The sequence below is a fragment of the Marivirga sericea genome, from assembly GCF_900177665.1.
Taxonomy (GTDB): domain Bacteria; phylum Bacteroidota; class Bacteroidia; order Cytophagales; family Cyclobacteriaceae; genus Marivirga; species Marivirga sericea.
On the sequence record NZ_FXAW01000005.1, the window covers coordinates 33,246 to 52,566 of the forward strand.

At 36.6% G+C, this 19,321-nt stretch carries 11 protein-coding genes; 8 read left to right on the forward strand and 3 right to left on the reverse strand.

Annotated elements, in window-relative coordinates; all coding sequences use genetic code 11:
* Window positions 1-44 precede the first annotated feature (44 nt).
* Both B9Y84_RS12055 and B9Y84_RS12060 read right to left on the reverse strand, forming a co-directional pair.
* Window positions 45-233, reverse strand: coding sequence for a hypothetical protein (locus tag B9Y84_RS12055; protein ID WP_085517585.1), 189 nt, complete (start codon window positions 231-233; stop codon window positions 45-47).
* 34 nt (window positions 234-267) lie between these two features.
* Window positions 268-4,908, reverse strand: coding sequence for a T9SS type A sorting domain-containing protein (locus B9Y84_RS12060; RefSeq protein WP_085517587.1), 4,641 nt, complete (start codon window positions 4,906-4,908; stop codon window positions 268-270).
* 515 nt (window positions 4,909-5,423) lie between these two features.
* Here B9Y84_RS12060 and fahA point away from each other — a divergent pair.
* The 7 genes from fahA to B9Y84_RS12095 all read left to right on the forward strand — a co-directional run bounded on the left by fahA (window position 5,424) and on the right by B9Y84_RS12095 (window position 16,417).
* Window positions 5,424-6,698: a fumarylacetoacetase gene (gene fahA, locus B9Y84_RS12065; RefSeq protein ID WP_085517589.1), complete on the forward strand. Its 1,275-nt coding sequence runs from the start codon at window positions 5,424-5,426 to the stop codon at window positions 6,696-6,698.
* Window positions 6,699-6,818: 120 nt separating this feature from the next.
* The gene (locus B9Y84_RS12070) at window positions 6,819-7,118 is read left to right on the forward strand and encodes a DUF6922 domain-containing protein (protein ID WP_085517592.1); all 300 of its coding nucleotides are present in this window, start codon (window positions 6,819-6,821) and stop codon (window positions 7,116-7,118) included.
* Window positions 7,073-7,687, forward strand: coding sequence for a nucleotidyl transferase AbiEii/AbiGii toxin family protein (locus tag B9Y84_RS12075; protein ID WP_085517594.1), 615 nt, complete (start codon window positions 7,073-7,075; stop codon window positions 7,685-7,687). Before B9Y84_RS12070 ends, B9Y84_RS12075 begins: the two co-directional genes overlap by 46 nt.
* 110 nt (window positions 7,688-7,797) lie before the next feature.
* Entirely contained in the window at window positions 7,798-10,425 is a 2,628-nt protein-coding gene (locus tag B9Y84_RS12080; RefSeq protein WP_085517596.1) for a valine--tRNA ligase, read from the forward strand.
* A 126-nt stretch (window positions 10,426-10,551) separates the two neighbouring features.
* Window positions 10,552-10,956: a hypothetical protein gene (locus tag B9Y84_RS12085; protein ID WP_085517598.1), complete on the forward strand. Its 405-nt coding sequence runs from the start codon at window positions 10,552-10,554 to the stop codon at window positions 10,954-10,956.
* 47 nt (window positions 10,957-11,003) lie between these two features.
* Window positions 11,004-15,323: a CusA/CzcA family heavy metal efflux RND transporter gene (locus tag B9Y84_RS12090; RefSeq protein WP_085517599.1), complete on the forward strand. Its 4,320-nt coding sequence runs from the start codon at window positions 11,004-11,006 to the stop codon at window positions 15,321-15,323.
* Window positions 15,320-16,417 carry an efflux RND transporter periplasmic adaptor subunit gene (locus B9Y84_RS12095; protein ID WP_085517601.1) on the forward strand — a complete coding sequence of 366 codons (1,098 nt, stop codon included), beginning with the start codon at window positions 15,320-15,322 and terminating at the stop codon, window positions 16,415-16,417. Before B9Y84_RS12090 ends, B9Y84_RS12095 begins: the two co-directional genes overlap by 4 nt.
* A gap of 275 nt (window positions 16,418-16,692) precedes the next feature.
* On the opposite strand, the gene rlmF is transcribed toward B9Y84_RS12095, so the two are convergent.
* Window positions 16,693-17,607 (reverse strand): 23S rRNA (adenine(1618)-N(6))-methyltransferase RlmF, encoded by a 915-nt coding sequence (rlmF, locus tag B9Y84_RS12100; protein WP_085517602.1) that lies wholly within the window; start codon window positions 17,605-17,607, stop codon window positions 16,693-16,695.
* 387 nt (window positions 17,608-17,994) lie between these two features.
* Here rlmF and B9Y84_RS12105 point away from each other — a divergent pair, with 387 nt between their 5' ends.
* Window positions 17,995-19,254, forward strand: a complete 1,260-nt coding sequence (locus B9Y84_RS12105) for an erythromycin esterase family protein (RefSeq protein ID WP_085517604.1) — start codon at window positions 17,995-17,997, stop codon at window positions 19,252-19,254.
* The last annotated feature ends 67 nt before the right edge of the window (window positions 19,255-19,321 follow it).

Genomic DNA, 19,321 nt, shown 5'->3' on the forward strand with positions numbered 1-19,321 from the left:
GATTTATGAATGGCCTTCGATCGATGATTTAGATTGACTTAAACCTATTTCTTCTTTTTATCATATATTTTTTTTGCGCCAAATGCAGCTCCAGCAGCAATCAAATACTCGATTCCAGTAATTGGTACAGGATTATCTTCAGGCGGTCCGGGAGGTCCCGGTTGAGCGTTTAAGCTAAATCCACCAATGATAAGAAATACGGTTAAGGTCAATAGTTTTAATATATTATTCATTTTCACTCCCTATTGTTTTAAAGGCAATAATCAATTATTGCTTAATGACTCTTTTGGTAACACTCCCTTTCTCAGATTCAAATTGTATTAAATATGTACCCTTAGAAAATTTCGACATATCTATTTCCGATTGACTTGAATCTAATCTAAATCCATCAATAAATTTACCTGAAAGTGTAAAAATAGTAACTTCTACAGCACTAAAGTTATCAAACTCGACAAACATTTTTTCAATAACAGGATTTGGATAGAGTTTCAAAGCAGTTTCCAGTTCCTTATTAGCACTCAAAACCTCATCATTAAAAGTGAAAGTATCACTTAAAATACTACAATTTGATTTAGAAACTTCAACTGCATAGTTCCCTGTCTTCTCTGCAACAATAACTTTTCCGGTCTCATCAGCAACTAGGTCCCCATCCAAGTACCACTGATACGTTTCTCCCTCAATTGAACTTTCCAGAACTTTGCCAGACACTAATATCCCTGGCTTAGCTAAATCTGTAACTTCAACTGTAAAGTTGATTGAATTTGACTCACAACCGCTTTCAGGTTCACCTGTAATTGTGTAGGTAGTAGTTTCCGTAGGAGACAAGACAATGGATGAGCCCGTTTCATCCATAATTAACTCATCGCCTATAAACACTTGGTAAACACTCATTGGTAAATTTGCTGCTAAATCAATTGTAACACTTTCATTTAAACAAACACTTTGCGTTTCTATTTCCTCAATCACTGCAGAATTATAATTACCAAATTCAACTCGCTGAAAAGCCTTCACAGACTCACAATTTTGACCTTCGATTAATATGTCAAACTGATTTACCCCTAACTCAAAGTTAGATGAGTCTAATGTAAATGTAAGTGCACCATCTTTAGAAGCAGTATTACTCATAATGCTTTGATCAGCTTTCAACAGACTATAAGTCTTCTCTTCTTGCGCATTTTCTATTATTACAGTTACTTCCTGTACACCACAAATATTATTGGTAACTATATTTAAGTCGGCATTAATACTATCTTCTACATTTATTTCAATCTTGTTTTCAAAGGCATATTCTCCACATTCTCCATGCTTGGCTACGACATTAAATTCATTTAGCCCTACTGAAAGGAACTCTGTTGGGATTTCAATCGACTCATCCGTGCCTTCTCCTAATCCTGTAGCTACTAGTTCTTCCTTTTTATAAAATTGATATTCAACCTTATCTTGACTTAAAAAATTAATAGTAGTAGGATTTTCAATACATACATTAGATGCAGTAAATTCAATATCCTGATCGATGGTTAGGTTTTCTACAATGATTTTTAATTTATCTTTTAAAGTTCCTGACTGACAAGCATCTTTTTCTACTGCTACCACAAATTCATTCGTGCCATTCTTGAGGTTATTTGCAGAAATAAATCCATCAAATTGATTTCCTGTTCCTGTAAAAGACTCCAGAGTATCTTGGTTTTGCAAAATATAGTAATTTGCATTTATTTGTGTGGCAATACTAAATGATGCACGTGACTCAACTTTACAAATTGTGGACCCCAAAACTTCATTATTCAATCTCAGAGCTTCATTAACTTTGATTTGTGCGCTACCTACACTGACAGTATCACAACCACCAATAAATGATTTAAGAGTAAACTCATTTAAATTATCTGACAAATGCTCCTTGTCTATCTCTATTTCTAAATTACCTCCATTACCATCTGCAATGCTAACGATACCGTCATTTTTGTAGATCAAATAGGTGGCAAAAGCCTCTGTTGATTTTAACAGTACCGTACCGTTATCGTTTGGACAAACATCCATTGCAATAGATTCAACATTTACTGGAACTTTGGTTTCAAAACTTAATTCAAAGCGATTGGCTCCTTTTGAAGCTGCATCATCAGTAATATCAAATTCATAAATACTTCCTTCGCTTATGTTAATTACATCGTCTGTAAAATGATCTATCAATGAAATCGATTCACTCATTTGAATGCTGCTTAGTTCTTCAAATTTTAAGCTAAAATGACCTGTCGAACTTGCCCTAACAAATAAAGGAATAGATTTACCGCAATCACTTTCCGCATTCAGAGAAGCCATATGATTTACTTTTAAATCCTTGGAATCGGTTGATAATGTAGAAATGTTATGATCGTCATTTCTTAAGTTTGAGAAATCATGTCTCGGATCATATGCGTCAGTTGCTTCTGGATTAAACATGACATAGCTGTCATCTCTATGTTCATCGCCTTCGAAAATAATTTTAATTTTTTCTAGTGATTTTTCTCGGTAAAAAGCTGGAGTGCCTCCAGTGTATTTAACTGTTTCCTGGGCTGTCACTGTTCCGTTAGAAGTGGCTCTAACCCAAAATGCTTGACCTAGGGCAATATATTGATCAGTCGCTGCACTAACACCATCACTATAATATAAATTATCTCCTGAAGCAGGATCATAAACATAAAATCCATTTTCTATATTAGCTTTATTCCAGCCCACTGCATCAAAATCGATAGCAGATGGGAATTGGTTTGCTATTAAATTCCATCCATCATCTGGACCTCCTTGATCTGTAACATTCCAAGTCGCTTGACCAGTGTGAAATTCGCCAATAGTATTTGCAGTTATGGTCCCTTGTTCATCTCGAAGAGACACTGCATACCCTCTACCAACTTCAATTGGGGCAGCGCTAGAGGTAGTTGGATAAGATACCCATTTATCGTTAAGCCCCCCTGCCGATAGTTCATCATACACATAGATAGATGGAGTATTCGAATTTATACCTGGTCCTGAACTGGGATCTGAAAAGCCACCAGTAACATAAAACTCTTGCTGCCAATCAGCTATATCCGTGGCAATAGGTGATCCCATATAATGATAACTAGACTCACCCGTACCGCCGGTGATATATCGTTCAACTACTGCATTACCTTGAATGGTCGCTGATCCTATATTAGCTATAGCCGCATCTCTTGCAGCTGTTGATTTTACGGTGAAAGTGCCATTATCCGCAGAACCGTCAAAATCAATGGTTGGATTACCGGCAAATGTCATTACATTTTCTAAATCTACGGTACCGTTAACATTTATAGTACCTCCCTCTGCTGCTAAATTCCAAAATGAGGTAGTAGAAGTACCCGAAATTAATTTTGTTGGGGTATCAGTAAATCGTACTGTTCCTTGATTATTATTGAACGTACCATTATTAGCCCAGTTTCGGTGAACAGTCAGCGTTCCGTTTGGAGCGATTACACTTGCTACTGCATCAATGGTCACATCGAAAAATCCTCTGGTTCCTGATCCTAAAAATTCGGTCGTTCCATCAAATACAAATCCTCCTGGATTAGTCCCTGCCATTAAGGTTCCGTCAATCCGCATATCCCCTAAGACTGTCACTACTTGATCTGAAGGGTTGAATGAACAGGAAGGATCTACATCTAATTCTCCATTTATATCGATTCCAATATTATTTAGTGTTAATCCAGCAGTGTTACTAACCCTTAGACCACCTGCGAAAGTAATTTGATTAGCACCATTAATGGATTGAGGTGTAGAACCTGAAAAGATAACCCTTTGGGTAGGCGAAAAATTACCTAAGTTTTCAACATTACCCTCAATTTCGATTGGATTAGAATTAGGGGAAGTGTCAAAGGTGACATTTCCAGAATTCAATCTCAACAAACCTTGTACCAATAAATTACCACTTGATTGTAAAGATTTTACGGATGCTCCAGACTGAGATCGTAACCTTAAATTACCATATTCTTGGGCACCAACTACCTGATTAGCTGATGCATTATAAATGACTGTTGATGAAGGGTCTAAGGAAAATGTACCGGTGGGGCCAGCATTTTGATACCACCAGCCCTGCGTTTGATTGAGGATATCATTAAAATTGATGGTGAAGGTGCTTGTTGCTCCCAAAGTGAAATTTTCGGCATTTACATAGCCCGCAGTCCCTGTGGTTACATTGCCTTGAATATTAATATTATTTATTCTACTTGATGGTGAACCATCGCCAGTAATAGATCCATTAACAATTAAATTCGTTCCAGAACTTGTACTAATTGATGCATTAGATGCTTGAGAAATAGAATTTCCTGCCAATACCGTTAAAATACCATTTGTTAAATTTAAGGTGGAACCACCAAATAAATTAAAATTTTCTACCTCCATGTTTGTTCCTCCTGTTGCTCCATTGAAGGTCACGTTTCTAAGTGGAGAACCATTGCCCCACGAAGTAATTACGGGGTTAAAGGAAGTACTACCAAGATTAGCTCCTGTAAACACTAAATTTAGTCTTTGGTTCGTTTGAATCACACTAGTAGTTGGTTCTACAAAAGCTCCTGCTCCTAAAAAATCAACACCTGCCAATTGACCATTTATCGTTAATGTGAAAGTGGATAAGAAAAAACCTCCTTTCGACAATACATTAGGATTATCGTATTGAACATACACATCACCAACTGTTTGATTAGCTGTCAATAACACATTCCCACCTCCAGCACCATCTCCTAATATTACCGCGACATCATTTGGCCCAGGAATACCATCTCCACCTGTAAAATCATCACCTATATCCCAAGTTGCTGCGCTATTCCAATTACCTCCAGCAGGAATTGAAAAATAGGTAGTCTGCCCAAACCCAAAACTCACAACCCCAACAAATAAAAATATAGAAAGTAAAAATCTTTTCATATTGAATTTTAATTAAAATCTGTTGGACTATACCTTAATCAACAGCATTAATATAAGTTACAAAATTACGAATATAATTACACATAAGGTAAGCAACCAACTACAATATCTTACATTTAATCGAAAAATATATTAAAAGCAGTAGTTCTAACACTTTTTCTACTAAATGACGTACGAATTCGCAGAATAGTTGGATTGGGTTTAGCTATTGGAGTGAATAGGTTTACAGCTGGTTAGCTTGTTAAGTGTTGAAGAGGTCCACTTGGCATATTTTCAACTTAACAGTTTGGAGGGCAATAAGTTGGCAGAATTAAGGTTACTTAAAATGCTTTAAGTCCTACCCTTTGGTAGTTAGAGGGCTACTACTGGCTGGGAGACTTCCGGTCTGACATTCGGTGCAGCCCGCATTTCTTGTTGCCAACTTCCCATTTCTAACTGTCAGCCTTTTTCCCCTTTCAACAAATTTTCAGATATTAGCATTTCAAAATTTAAGACTACTAAAACGACTTTTTGATATGACTTATAAAGCTAATGACCCAACATTAAAAAGCTGGGTAGAAGTGCCACAAAACTCAGATTTCCCTATTCAAAACCTTCCTTATGGAATTTTTTCAACGAAAGATAAATCACCTCGTGCCGGAGTAGCAATCGGTGACAATATTTTAGATTTAAATGAAATCCAGTATGGTCAATTATTTAAGGACTTAAATTTGCCAGATCGGATTTTCGATCATCCAATTCTGAATGATTTTATGGAACTGGGAAAAGAAGTGACAGTTCCAGTAAGAGAAAGAATTTCTGAACTTCTGCAATATGACAATCAAGAGCTTCAAGGCAACGATCAATTAAGAAATAAAGCCTTGATTCCTCAGAAAGAGGCTACTATGCATTTACCCATACGTGTTGGCGATTATACAGACTTCTACTCTTCTGAATCACATGCCACAAATGTGGGCACCATGTTCCGTGATCCTGATAACGCATTATTACCGAATTGGAAACACATCCCTGTAGGTTATCATGGAAGAGCTTCGTCAATTGTTATTTCTGGAACTCCCCTGCATAGACCAAAAGGACAGACCATTGCACCTGATGCTAAAAATCCTGATTTTGGCCCAGCTAAATTGGTGGATTTCGAATTGGAGATGGCTTTCATCACTTGTGGGGGAAACACCTTAGGAGATGCCATCTCGACCAAAGAAGCTGAGAATCACATCTTCGGCTTCACTTTATTTAACGACTGGTCGGCAAGAGATATTCAAAAATGGGAATATGTACCCTTGGGACCATTCTTAGCCAAGAATTTCGGTTCTTCTATGTCGCCTTGGATAGTGACAATGGAAGCACTAGAGCCTTTCAAAATCCCAGGTCCAAAGCAAGAGCCTGAAGTTTTACCTTATCTGAAATTTGCAGGAGATTATCATTTTGACATTGACTTGCAAGTGGGGATTCAGCCGAAAGACTCTGAGGAAAAAGTAGTTACTAATTCCAATTTCAAATATATGTATTGGAATGTAGTACAGCAATTAGCACATCATACTGTTAACGGCTGTAACATTAATACAGGAGATGTTTATGCCTCTGGCACCATCAGTGGAAATGATCCTTCCTCCTATGGTTCTATGTTAGAGCTCAGCTGGAAAGGTTCTAAACCAGTCCAAATGGCTGATGGAACAGAAAGAAAATTCATCAATGATCATGACACGGTAATCATGCGAGGTCATGGCGAAAAAGATGGTGTTAGAATTGGTTTCGGTGAGGTTCGAACTGAGCTTTTGCCAACGAAGTAATTATGATTTAGAAATTACGAATTAGTAATCACCAACTTTTCCAGAGTTTTCGAACTTTGGAAAAGCTTTTTTACTTCTATTCGTTAAACAACTTAGAGACAAAAACTGTACATTTATCTAATGAAGTCATTATTATCAAAGCTTTCAAAACATTTATTTTGGGATGTAGAGGTTGAAAAAATCAATCCCGATACTCATGCATCATTTATAATTGAAAGAGTTTTAAAAAAAGGAACCCTTCAAGATTTTAATGTACTAAATCAGATTTTCAGTTCAGAACAGACTATTTCAATTGTGAAAAATCTTAAACACCTTGATCCTAAAACTGCCAATTTTGCTCATATTTATTTTGATATTCCAAAGAATGAAATGAAATGCTATACAAAGAATCAGTCACAAGTGAAACACTGGATTTACTAAAATCTTTATCAGAAGAAGACTTACTTGCAGATTTTTTTCTTGTTGGAGGTACATCCTTAGCACTTCAAATTGGCCATAGAAAATCAATTGATTTAGACTTTTTCAGCTTATCAGGCTTTGATTCTGACGAAATTCAAAATTTATTAATCCATAAATATCAGATTCAAATTGACTATTTGGCAAAGCATACAATTTCCGGACAAATTAGAGACGTTAAGGTTGATTTCATTTCTCATCAGTATCCTCAATTAGCTGCAGTTAAAACTGTAGAAGATTTCAGGCTAGCAGACCCAAAAGACATAGCTGCAATGAAACTAAATGCTGTGTGTAATCGTGGTAGCAAAAAAGATTTTGTTGATATATTTTACTTGATGGGATATTTTGAACTTGAAGAGCTCATCCATTTTTACCAGAAGAAGTACAATCAAAGCAATTCAATTATGGTTCTAAAAAGTCTACTTTACTACGATGACGCGGAGCTTGAACCAGACCCAGTATATCTAAAAAACCCATTACCTTGGGATCAAGTAAAATCAAAAATTACTGCTGAGGCAAAAAAGTCGTTTTAAAAATTAATTCTCTTCATTAATCGATAAGATTAAAAACATAAATACTTAATTTTGTTCTTTTACGGAATCACAAAAATTATCAATTACAATTTTTGAAATAAATATTATATATGTCACTGGCAACTAAATACAATCCTTCGGATATAGAAGATAAATGGTACAAACATTGGATGGAACAGAAGTTTTTCGCTTCCAAGCCTGATCCTAAAAAAGAGCCCTACACCATTGTAATCCCGCCTCCCAACGTAACAGGTGTATTGCACATGGGACATATGATGAATAATACCATTCAGGATGTATTAATCCGTAGAGCCAGAATGCAAGGCAAAGAAGCCTGCTGGGTACCGGGAATGGATCATGCCTCTATCGCTACTGAAGCAAAGGTGGTAAATATGCTAAAAGAAAAAGGCATCAACAAAAATGAAATCACCCGTGATGAATTCATGAAACATGCCTGGGAATGGAAAGAAAAATATGGAGGTATCATATTACAACAGCTTAAGAAATTAGGAGCTTCTTGCGATTGGGACAGAGAGCGCTTCACCATGGAAGAAGATATGTCCGCTGCAGTTATCGAAGTTTTTGTGGATTTGCACAAAAAAGGATATATCTACCGCGGCACTCGCATGGTAAACTGGGATCCTGAAGGACAAACAGCATTGGCAGATGATGAGGTGAACTTCAAAGAGGTCCAAGGAAAGATGTATCACATCCGATATCAAATTGAAGGAAGTGATGACCATTTAATAATTGCTACAACCAGACCTGAAACCATCATGGCAGATGCAGCAATATGTATCAATCCTAATGACGAGCGATTCACTCATTTGAAAGGAAAAAAAGCCATAATTCCATTGATTAACAAAGCTATCCCGATTATTGAGGATGATTATGTGGATATGGAATTTGGAACTGGTTGTTTAAAAGTAACCCCTGCTCACGATATCAATGACCACGAAATTGGATTGCGTCATAATCTGGAAGTAATCGATATTATTGCCGATAATGGAAAGCTGAATGACAAAGCGCAGATTTTAGTAGGTGAAGATCGATTTGTAGCCAGAAAGAAAATCGCCAAACTACTAAAGGAAAAAGACCAATTAGAAAAAGAGGAAGACTATACCAATAATGTTGGTCACTCGGAAAGGACTAATGCAGTGATTGAGCCAAAGCTTTCTACACAGTGGTTTGTAAAGATGGAAGAATTGGTGAAACCAGCTTATGAAAATGTGATGAATGACAACATCAAGCTGATTCCACCAAAATTCAAGAACACCTACAAACACTGGATGGAAAATGTGAGAGATTGGTGTATTTCCCGTCAATTATGGTGGGGACAAAGAATTCCAGCTTACTTTCTGCCAGACGGAGATTTTGTAGTGGCTCAAAATGACGAGGAGGCATTACAATTAGCAAAAGAGAAAACTGGAAATCAAGACTTAAAAGCGGATGACCTAAAGCAGGATGAAGATGTATTAGACACTTGGTTTAGCTCTTGGTTGTGGCCAATTTCTGTTTTCGATGGCTTTAAAGACCCTGATAATGAAGATTTCAATTACTACTATCCTACCAATGATTTGGTAACGGGTCCTGATATTCTATTCTTCTGGGTAGCCAGAATGATCATTGCAGGATATGAATTTAAAGGGGAACTACCCTTTAAAAATGTATATCTGACTGGAATTGTTAGAGATGATAAAGGCAGAAAAATGTCTAAGCAATTGGGGAATTCCCCTGATGCATTGGGCTTGATTGATAAACATGGCGCTGATGGTGTACGCGTGGGTTTACTGTTTTCAGCTGCAGCTGGAAATGATTTATTGTTCGAAGAAAAGCTTTGCGAGCAAGGCTGGAATTTTGGAAACAAAATCTGGAATGCCTATCGATTAGTAGAAGGATTGGAAGTAAAAGAAAAAGACACACCAATCGAGGCTATGAAAGCACGTGATTGGTTTGAAGCTCGTTTTCAAGATGCGTTGAGGGAAATTAATGACCATTTTAGCAAATTCAGAATATCGGATGCTCTGATGACCACTTATAAATTGATTTGGGATGATTTCTGTTCCTATTATTTAGAATTGGTAAAGCCTCCTTATGGAGAAGCCATCGATAAAGAAACTTATGAGGCTACCATCACTTTCTTTGAGGATATCTTAACTATTCTGCATCCATTTATGCCATTCTTAACGGAAGAAATTTGGCATCAAATCACAGACAGGGGTGACAAAGATTGTGTTATCGTAAACCATTGGCCAATCGAAAAAGATTATGATCAAGCCATCTTGCATGATGCCAAAACGGCCTTTGAATTAGTTTCACAAATCAGAAACATCAGAGCTTCTAAGGGAATTTCACCTAAAGAAGCGCTTACTCTTCATGTAAAAACTAAGAGCGAAATGATTTATCAAGAGTACATTTCTGTGATTGATAAATTGGCTAACATAGAAGAATTGGCATTCACTACTGAAAAAATCGACCAAGCAGTCAGCTTTTTTATAGGTTCAGATGAGTGTTTCATTCCGATGGAAGGCACAATAGACGTAGAAAAAGAAAAAGAAGAAATCCAGAAGGAACTAGATTATAACAAGGGATTCTTAAAGAGTGTGAAAAAGAAACTCGAGAATGAGCGATTTGTGAGTAATGCTCCTGCTCAGGTAGTGGAAATGGAAAAGAAAAAGCAGGCAGATGCAGAGGCGAAAATTAAGACCTTGGAAGATAGCTTAGCAAATTTAGGATAATGTCCACACACAGTGAAAGCATCCGCCTTCCAGCGGATGCTTTTTTTATCTAGAATACATTTGATCATTTTATAAAACATTAATTGAAATCTTAGCGTTTTAGAATAAAGTTATACATTTGTAGCAATGAGGAGAGTTTTAGGCATATTTCTAATTACCATATCAGTAAATATTTTACTGCTCCACAGCTTTGTGCCTCATCATCATAGTGAAAATGGGTTTAATCTTGATGAAATCCTCAAAAATGAGCCTGTAAACTCTGCTATTGATTTACTTAAAGTTGGCTTTCACATTAATCTGGGAGCTAACCATCTCGATAATTATCAAAACAACAATTCAGCATTAGCTAAACACGCTAGTCAACGAAGCCTGAGTAGTAATGATATATTGTTCTTCATTACTGCTGTTTCTGATTTTGATTTCTCGCAAGCAGGAAATGATATATTAACACAAGTTCAGTTTGACGATGAAGTTATTCAAACTTTATTCAACAGTAGCTTCTCTTACCGAGGCCCCCCTTCTCTTATTTAAGAATTCGTTTACATTTATTTTATTCTTAAATAGTCAAATAACATTTCATGTTTCAAAAAATTATTTCTTTCTCCGTAAAGAACAAGCTTATTGTGTTCTTTGGAGTAGTCGCACTAATTGGGGGCGGAATATATTCCATGACTCAACTGTCTGTGAATGCTGTTCCCGACATTACCAACAATCAAGTTCAAGTAGTAACAGTTAGTCCTTCATTATCTGCTCAAGAGGTCGAGCAGTTTATCACCTACCCTATCGAAATTTCCATGGCAAATATACCCATGGTCGAAGAGATCCGGTCTATCTCAAAATATGGACTATCGGTGGTCACCATCGTCTTCGAAGAAGATGTAGCCGTATTGGATACAAGGCAATATGTTCAAGAGCAAATCACCATTGTAAGTGATGAAATTCCAGCTAAACTAGGTGCACCTGAATTGATGCCCATTACAACTGGTTTAGGTGAAATTTATCAATACACATTAGAAGTGGATGAAGAGCTTCAGGAAGAATACGGTGCCATGGAGCTCAGAACGATTCAAGATTGGATCGTTAAAAGGCAGCTTTCAGGTATTAAAGGGATAGTAGAAGTAAGTTCCTTTGGTGGTTATTTAAAGCAATATGAAGTAGCAGTAAATCCTTCATTAATGGCCCAGCACAAAGTAAGTTTTCAGGATATTATTGAAGCGCTAAATGTCAATAATGAAAATTCAGGCGGTAGCTACATTGAGAAAAATCAAAATGCTTATTATGTAAGAACTGAAGGCATGATGGTAAATTTGGAAGATATCCAAAACACAGTACTCAAGCATGATTCACAAACTCCCGTCCTCATAAAAGACATTGGAACCGTTCAATTCGGTAATGCAAAAAGATTTGGTGCCATGACTAAAGATGGGAAAGGAGAAGCGGTTGGCGGCATTACTTTAATGCTCAAGGGAGCCAATTCTTCCGAAACATTGGATTTGGTGAACAAAAGAGTTGCCGAGGTGCAAAAATCATTACCCGAAGGGGTTAGAATCAAGCCTTATCTAGATAGATCTGATTTGGTAGGACGTGCTATCAATACTGTTAAAACTAACCTACTAGAAGGTGGTGTAATCGTGATTTTAGTACTGATTCTCTTATTAGGCAATTTCAGAGCAGGTTTAATTGTAGCCTCCATTATCCCGCTTTCTTTGCTCTTTGCCTTCATCATGATGAATATTTTTGACGTTTCTGCCAATCTGATGTCCTTGGGTGCCATAGATTTCGGGATAGTAGTAGATGGTGCAGTAATTATTGTCGAAAGTATTCTTCATATATTGTTTACTGTACATTTAGGAAAACAGCTTAACCAATCGCAAATGGATGAGGTAGTTGTAGATGCATCTCAGAAGATCTATAAATCAGCTGCTTTCGGTGTTTTGATCATTCTGGTAGTATTCTTACCTATCCTTTCCCTGACAGGAATAGAAGGAAAAACATTTAAGCCAATGGCTCAAACGGTCAGCTTTGCCATTTTAGGCGCTATGATTTTATCCATGACTTATGTGCCGATGATGACCGCTCTATTTTTAAAGAAAAACATTAAGGATCGAGTCACCTTTGCGGATAAGGTGATGAACCGGCTAAAAGTAGCTTACAAACCGGTACTAAGCTCCTCTTTGCGAAATCCTAAAGTCACCATCTCATTATCAGTGATTTTATTGGCAATCGCATTATTTATCTTCAACAGAATGGGATCTGAATTTATTCCACAGCTGGAAGAAGGAGATTTAGCTATGCAAATGACCTTACCTCCGGGTTCTTCTTTGGAACAAAGTATTGCTACAAGTACAAAAGCAGAACGTATTTTATTGGATAATTTCCCAGAAGTAGAATCAGTGGTATCAAAAATTGGTACTGCTGAAGTACCGACAGATCCTATGTCGATTGAATTGGCTGATATAATGATCATTTTAAAACCAAAAGATGAATGGACAACTGCTGAGGATCGCTTCGATTTAATTGAAAAAATGGAAGACAAATTAGCCGTTATTCCTACTGCTATCTTTGAATTTACGCAACCAATACAATTGAGATTTAATGAGCTAATTACTGGAGCAAAATCTGATATTGCAGTTAAAATTTATGGTGAAGATCTGGCTAAACTAGCGGATTATGGTCAGCAAGCATCGGATATTATAAAAGAGGTACCTGGTGCCGCTGATGTGAAAGTAGAGCAAACAGAAGGCCTGGCTCAGTGGGTGATCAGTTACAATAGAAAGAAAGCAGCACAATATGGCGTATCCATTGAAGAGCTAAACAGCATTATTAGGGCTGCTTATGCCGGTGAAAATGCAGGTTTCGTTTTTGAAGGAGAAAGGAAATTTGAATTGGTTGTTAGGCTGAAAGAATCGTTTAGAAATTCTATTGACCTTCATAAGCTGACTATTCAAGGTCAAAAAGGCTCTTTGATTCCACTGTCAGAGGTTGCTGATTTAGAATATAAGGAAGGTCCTTTACAAATTTCAAGAGATGACACTCGCAGAAGGGTTGTAGTCGGTGTGAATGTCAGAGATCGAGACATTGCGGGACTTGTGGCAGATATTGAAGCCAATCTTGAAAGTCAGTTAGATTTGGATCCCGGATATTCAGTGAAGTACGGAGGACAGTTCGAAACGCTGGAAAAGGCCAGTAAAAGACTAGCCATTGCTGTACCAGTAGCGTTAATATTAATCTTCATCTTACTCTATTTCGCTTTCGGAAAAGTGAAATACGCTTTATTAATTTACTCTGCTGTTCCTTTATCTGCAATTGGAGGTGTTTTGGCATTATGGATAAGGGGTATGCCATTTAGTATTTCAGCAGGAGTAGGATTTATAGCATTATTTGGAGTAGCTGTATTGAATGGCATCGTTTTAATCAGTCATTTAAATGATTTAAAAAAAGAAAAGGATATGGATTTAATACAACTTATCAAGATTGGTAGCACCGACCGATTAAGACCGGTATTAATGACCGCTTTGGTTGCATCTTTAGGATTTTTACCGATGGCACTCTCCACTTCAAGTGGTGCTGAGGTACAGAAACCTTTGGCTTCTGTGGTGATTGGAGGTTTAATTACTGCTACCTTTCTAACCTTAGTAGTTTTGCCGTCTCTATATTACTTGATGAATAAAAATAAAGGTAAATCAGGTTCCAAAGTAGCTACTATGCTGGTATTGATGCTATTTAGCTTTTTCTGCTTCCATCAAAATGCAAAGGCTCAAGATCAAAATCATGAGCCTGAAACATTAAAGATGATGATTCAAAATGCGATGGAACAAAACCCGCAAATTCAAAATGCAAAATTGAGAATTGAACAAGCAGAAACATTTAAAGCACAAGCTTTTCAGATCCCATCAACTAACATCAATTATCAAAGAGGGCAAATAGATGGGCCTGAGATTGACTATAGCTGGAATTTTCAGCAGTCTATAGGCAATATTCCAGCGAGTTTCCGAAGGCAAAAAATGGCTGGTGCACAAATTGACTTAGCTCAAAAGGAATATAATTTGGCTAAAAAAGAAATGTCGAGCGAAATTCGAAAAGCATGGAACAATTGGGTTTTTACCCTAAAGCAAGTGGATTTCCTTAAAGCGCAGGCAGACCTTCTAAAGACAAGCATGAGTCAAGCGGAAGAAATGGTCGAGAAAGGAGAAAGCGGAAAATTGGAAACCTTGAGTTTATCGGGACAATTAATGAGCATTGAAAATGAACTGATCAAAGGTAGGAGAATGCTGAATGATAATATTAAAGCACTCAAACAATTATGCTTCTGTGATCAGCTACCCGATTCTGCTACAACTTACAGCCGTTACGAATGGTCTGATTCCATAGATTCCTTGACTTTGGATGCTGCATTTACTCAACGCAATGAGCAACAGCTACTGGCAGCGACAACAAACATTAAGGTAGGCAAAGCTCAGTATTTCCCGAGTGCTTATGTTGGCTATGTGAATCAAAGTCTACAAAATATAACAGGTTATCAAAGTGTACAAGTCGGTATCAGTATTCCGATTGTTTACAATGGAGTGAAAGGAAAGATTGAGGAACTTAAAATCGAAAAGGATATACAGCAGTCTACCTTAGAGTGGCAGAATAATGAGAGAAATCAAAGGTTGATTAGTGCCAAAAGCGATTTTAAAAATTACAGTACTCTCATACAAAAAAGCAGTTCCATGATGGAAGAATTGGATGATCTCGAATCATCTTCATCTGAAGCACTCAAAATAGGAGAACTGAATTTCTATGAGTTTGTGCAAAATCTAAGCGCACTCTACAACATTCAAAAAACCAACTTAGAGCTCCAAAAAGAGATCGCCAACATTTCAATTGAATTACAATACTTAACAGAAAGAAAATGAAGTTTATCAATATAGTACTCATATCATCATTATTAGCTTTTGTAGCTTGTAGCGGACAAGAAGAAAGTCTATCTGAAGCAGAGACAGGGAACGAAAATCAAGTTTCTATATCAGAGGATCAGATTAAAAACACCAATCTTAAAGTTGGGAAATTAGAAAAAGCACCCTTAGACAAGCAATTATCGGTTTTTGGCCAATTAGCGGTTGCTCCTGAGGATATTGCCGAATTACATCTCGTTCACCATGCATTCGTAGAAGGAAGCAAGATTTTGCCGGGAGAAAGGGTAAAGAAAGGGCAGGTATTGGCTACTTTTTCACACCCTGACATACTTGTGCTACAAAGCAATTATTTGGCTGCAGTGAATAACTTAAAAAAATTAGAGGCTGATTACGAAAGGAAAAAGAGTCTGGTAGAAAATCAATCAATATCCGTAAAAAGCTTTCAAGAAGCTGAAGCGCAATACTTTGAAGCGAAGGTAAATACAGATAGCAAAAAAAGCATGCTTCAAAAACTAGGTGTCAGTACAAGCAGCTTGCAAAAAGGTAATTTACAGAATATATTAAGTCTAAGAGCTCCTTTTAGTGGAGTTGTCACAGAAGTGAACATCAGTAAAGGCATGATGATAGAACCTAATAAAAGCCTTTTTGAATTAGTAAATTTGGATGAAATGCATCTGGAGTTTAATGTATTCCCTAAAGATGTTGACCAATTGCAAGAAGGACAAAGGGTAAGTTTTAAACTTCCTGAAGGAACTCAATGGCATGAAAGCACCCTTCATTTTATTAACAAAAAAGTAAGTGGCAATAGCGTTTTAGCTCATGCAGATTTACCCAAAACCGTTAATCTTCCATTAGGAGCACAATTAGAAGTTCAGGTTCATATTAAAAGGGATAGCTTTTTATTGATGCCGAAAAAGGGTATTCTAAAGAAAGGAAATCAAATCTTTATTTTTGAGGAAATATCCAATGGTAATTATAAAAAGCTGGAAGTCAAAGCTTCAGTTGAAAATGAAGACTTTATCGGAATTAATCCCGAAGATTTAGATCAAAATAAAAGTTATGTGATGGAAGGCGCTTATTATTTGAATGAATAGTTGAAAGATTCTAGATTATAAAATAAACGATTCAAGGCTGTGAAATCAGTCTTGAATCTTTTATAGAACTCTAGCCAATTTTTTATGATAATTTCATTCTGAGATTTCATTTACTTTCTTTTTTCTTGACAAAAAAGAAACAAAAAGTCAAGACAAAAAGATGCTTCCTCGCTTCAATCCAGCTCCCTCCCCGCCTTTTTGTCCTCCTACCCACTCTCTTCGAGCCAATTTTATTTTGGTTTAGATATTTCGAAGTATTTTACAAGAGTACCACGCTATTTACTCAGGAAAGTCCAGGCCACAATCCGACTTGTTTTATTTCCGTGATTCATTTCAATGGTTTCAATCTCTTTAGCACCAGCTTGTTTAATAGCATCATAGATGCGTTTTAGATTGGATGATTTTGAAACTAAGCTCGTAAACCAACGCACTGAATGAGAATGGTACTTACTCTGAACCGCCATATTCGTTATGAATTTCAATTCTCCGCCTTCCGTCCACAATTCATTACTCTTGCCTCCGAAATTTAAAGTGGGCTTCTCCCCTTTTCTAAATTTCTTGAGGTTTTTCAGCTTCCTAGTCGTTCCTTTTTCCGCTTCTTCCGCTGAGCTATGAAAAGGCGGATTGCAAATACTCACATCATAGTATTCATGCTTTTTAACAATTCCTTTGAATATATCTGAGGCTTTGTACTGCTTCCTAATTTCGACTTTCCCTTCCAGCTTAGGATTCTCAGCAATGATTTTTTCTGCTGAAGCAGCAGCTTTAGGATCAATTTCTGAAGCTACAAAATTCCAACCGAATTGCTGCGAACCCAAAATGGGATAAATACAACTTGCTCCAGTTCCTATATCAAGGCAACTTATTAAGTCGCCTTTTATCTTCACTCCTTTTCGATTTTTAGTCAGAAATTCATCTATATGAAATAAATAATCTGCCCTTCCAGGAATAGGCGGACATAAGTAACCATCTGGAATATCCCAATACTTTAAATTATAGTGCTGCAATAATAGTGCTTTATTCAATGCCTTCACCGCTTTTGGATCAGCAAAATCAATCGTCTGACTGTCATACTGATTGGTAAAAATAAAAGCTTTCAAGTCAGGAAGCGTTTTGGCTAAACTTTCCAGATCATATCTTTTATTAAATGGATTGTTGGGGTGTAAGCTGGATTTTTGTGGAGTGGGCATTTGTGATTGTTAATGAATTTATGACAAAGATAGGGTTAATTAATTGGGCATTTGCCTAAAAGACTTTTAGAATATCTATTGGCAAATCTTTTGTTTCTCTTGGTAAAATGTCGGAAATACTTAGTATTCAGCAATCGCGAGTAGCGAGCGTTAGCGCAGTAAGAGTAAATAAATGAAGAATTGGTTTGTTTTAGGATTTGATTCAAGCAGAAAAGAACTTCAACTCTTGTTCCTTAATAGAATTCCCTGAGGCAGGCAGAATTATTCATGTACCTTTTTAACCTAACAATTTACAGATTGTGGATAATCATAAAGCAAAAAAAATAATCCTAAAAACATCACGTTGTAGTAGCTTAAAATCTATTCAACTTAAAAACCATTTGTTTTATGAAATTCAAATTATTAATTCTAAGTGCATTTTTATTTTCTAATCAATTAATCGCACAAGAAAAATTACCTCACATTCCTCTTGCAACCTATGATTACACTGAATCGACAGAAGAGCTTCACCAATTAGACCAGTATTTCACAGATGTTACAATTGTTGGCTTGGGTGAATCTACTCATGGTACCAGTGAGTTTACAAGCATGAGACATAGGCTATTCCGTTATTTGGTAGAGAAGCATGGATTCAACACTCTTTTTTTGGAGGAGGATTATGCGACCTGCTTAAAAGTGGACGCATATATTAAAGGAGCTGAAGGTAATGTACAAAACATCGTTAAATCTTTTAATCAGTGGCCCTGGATGACTCAGGAAATGGCTGATTTAATAAGTTGGATGAGAGAATATAATAAATCTAATAATGATCAGCAATTAAGTTTTGTGGGCGTTGATCTACAATACTACAAAACTACCCTGAACGTAATAGACAGTATTTTAATAAAACACTCTCCCAATTTAAAAACTGAATTAACTGTTTCTGAAACTACGGATAGAGAATTCATGACGAAATCTAATAATGATGGCCTTGAAAAATACAAAGCTATTGTTGCTGAAAGAAAAGCTTCCATGGACGAACTTAATTTGACTGAATCTGACAAAACTAAATTGAAGCACTTATTAAGAGGACTAAGTCTTATAATAGAAGAAAAAAACAACTTGGACTATGGTGCCTACCGAGACGTAAAAATGGCTGAAAACGTAATGGCTCATACAGAACAGGATATTACCAAAGCTATATTCTGGGCCAATAACACTCATGTCTTAAAAATATGTGGGAATGAAAAAAAAGGAAACTGCCGTGCAGGAGCAAATCTTAAAAACTGGATGGGCTCCAAATACTTTTCAATAGCATTGGATTTTGACCAAGGAGGTTTTAACGCCTATTACCTTTCAAATAAAGCTGGTGATAAAAACGATATTACTAGTTACACCCTAGGTGAAGTGGCTGTTGACCCTGCTATAGAAAATTCGATTGCACATTATTTCCGAGACTCCTATGAGTCCTCAGTTTTTATTCCAACCGAAAGCTTTCAAAAAAGAAAAGTTAGAAAACTGGCTGGACGATTTGTAGGAGCAAGCTTTAATAATATGTCTAAAACAGGACAGCAAACCTATTTTGAAAATTGGTACAGTAAAAAGTACGATGCCATTATTCTTATTAAAAATACCACTCCCACTCTTTTACTGAGTCACGAAAACTAATTGTATTACCTATGGTTTTTTAAAACTCAAGCAACAAATAACTTACTTGATATAATCACATAAAAAC

Excerpts from the sequence above, each read along its gene's own strand:
- B9Y84_RS12055 (WP_085517585.1), bottom strand. The coding sequence starts at position 233 with ATGAATAATATATTAAAACTATTGACCTTAACCGTATTTCTTATCATT.
- B9Y84_RS12060 (WP_085517587.1), bottom strand. The coding sequence starts at position 4,908 with ATGAAAAGATTTTTACTTTCTATATTTTTATTTGTTGGGGTTGTGAGT.
- fahA (WP_085517589.1), top strand. The coding sequence starts at position 5,424 with ATGACTTATAAAGCTAATGACCCAACATTAAAAAGCTGGGTAGAAGTG.
- B9Y84_RS12070 (WP_085517592.1), top strand. The coding sequence starts at position 6,819 with ATGAAGTCATTATTATCAAAGCTTTCAAAACATTTATTTTGGGATGTA.
- B9Y84_RS12075 (WP_085517594.1), top strand. The coding sequence starts at position 7,073 with ATGCTATACAAAGAATCAGTCACAAGTGAAACACTGGATTTACTAAAA.
- B9Y84_RS12080 (WP_085517596.1), top strand. The coding sequence starts at position 7,798 with ATGTCACTGGCAACTAAATACAATCCTTCGGATATAGAAGATAAATGG.
- B9Y84_RS12085 (WP_085517598.1), top strand. The coding sequence starts at position 10,552 with ATGAGGAGAGTTTTAGGCATATTTCTAATTACCATATCAGTAAATATT.
- B9Y84_RS12090 (WP_085517599.1), top strand. The coding sequence starts at position 11,004 with ATGTTTCAAAAAATTATTTCTTTCTCCGTAAAGAACAAGCTTATTGTG.
- B9Y84_RS12095 (WP_085517601.1), top strand. The coding sequence starts at position 15,320 with ATGAAGTTTATCAATATAGTACTCATATCATCATTATTAGCTTTTGTA.
- rlmF (WP_085517602.1), bottom strand. The coding sequence starts at position 17,607 with ATGCCCACTCCACAAAAATCCAGCTTACACCCCAACAATCCATTTAAT.
- B9Y84_RS12105 (WP_085517604.1), top strand. The coding sequence starts at position 17,995 with ATGAAATTCAAATTATTAATTCTAAGTGCATTTTTATTTTCTAATCAA.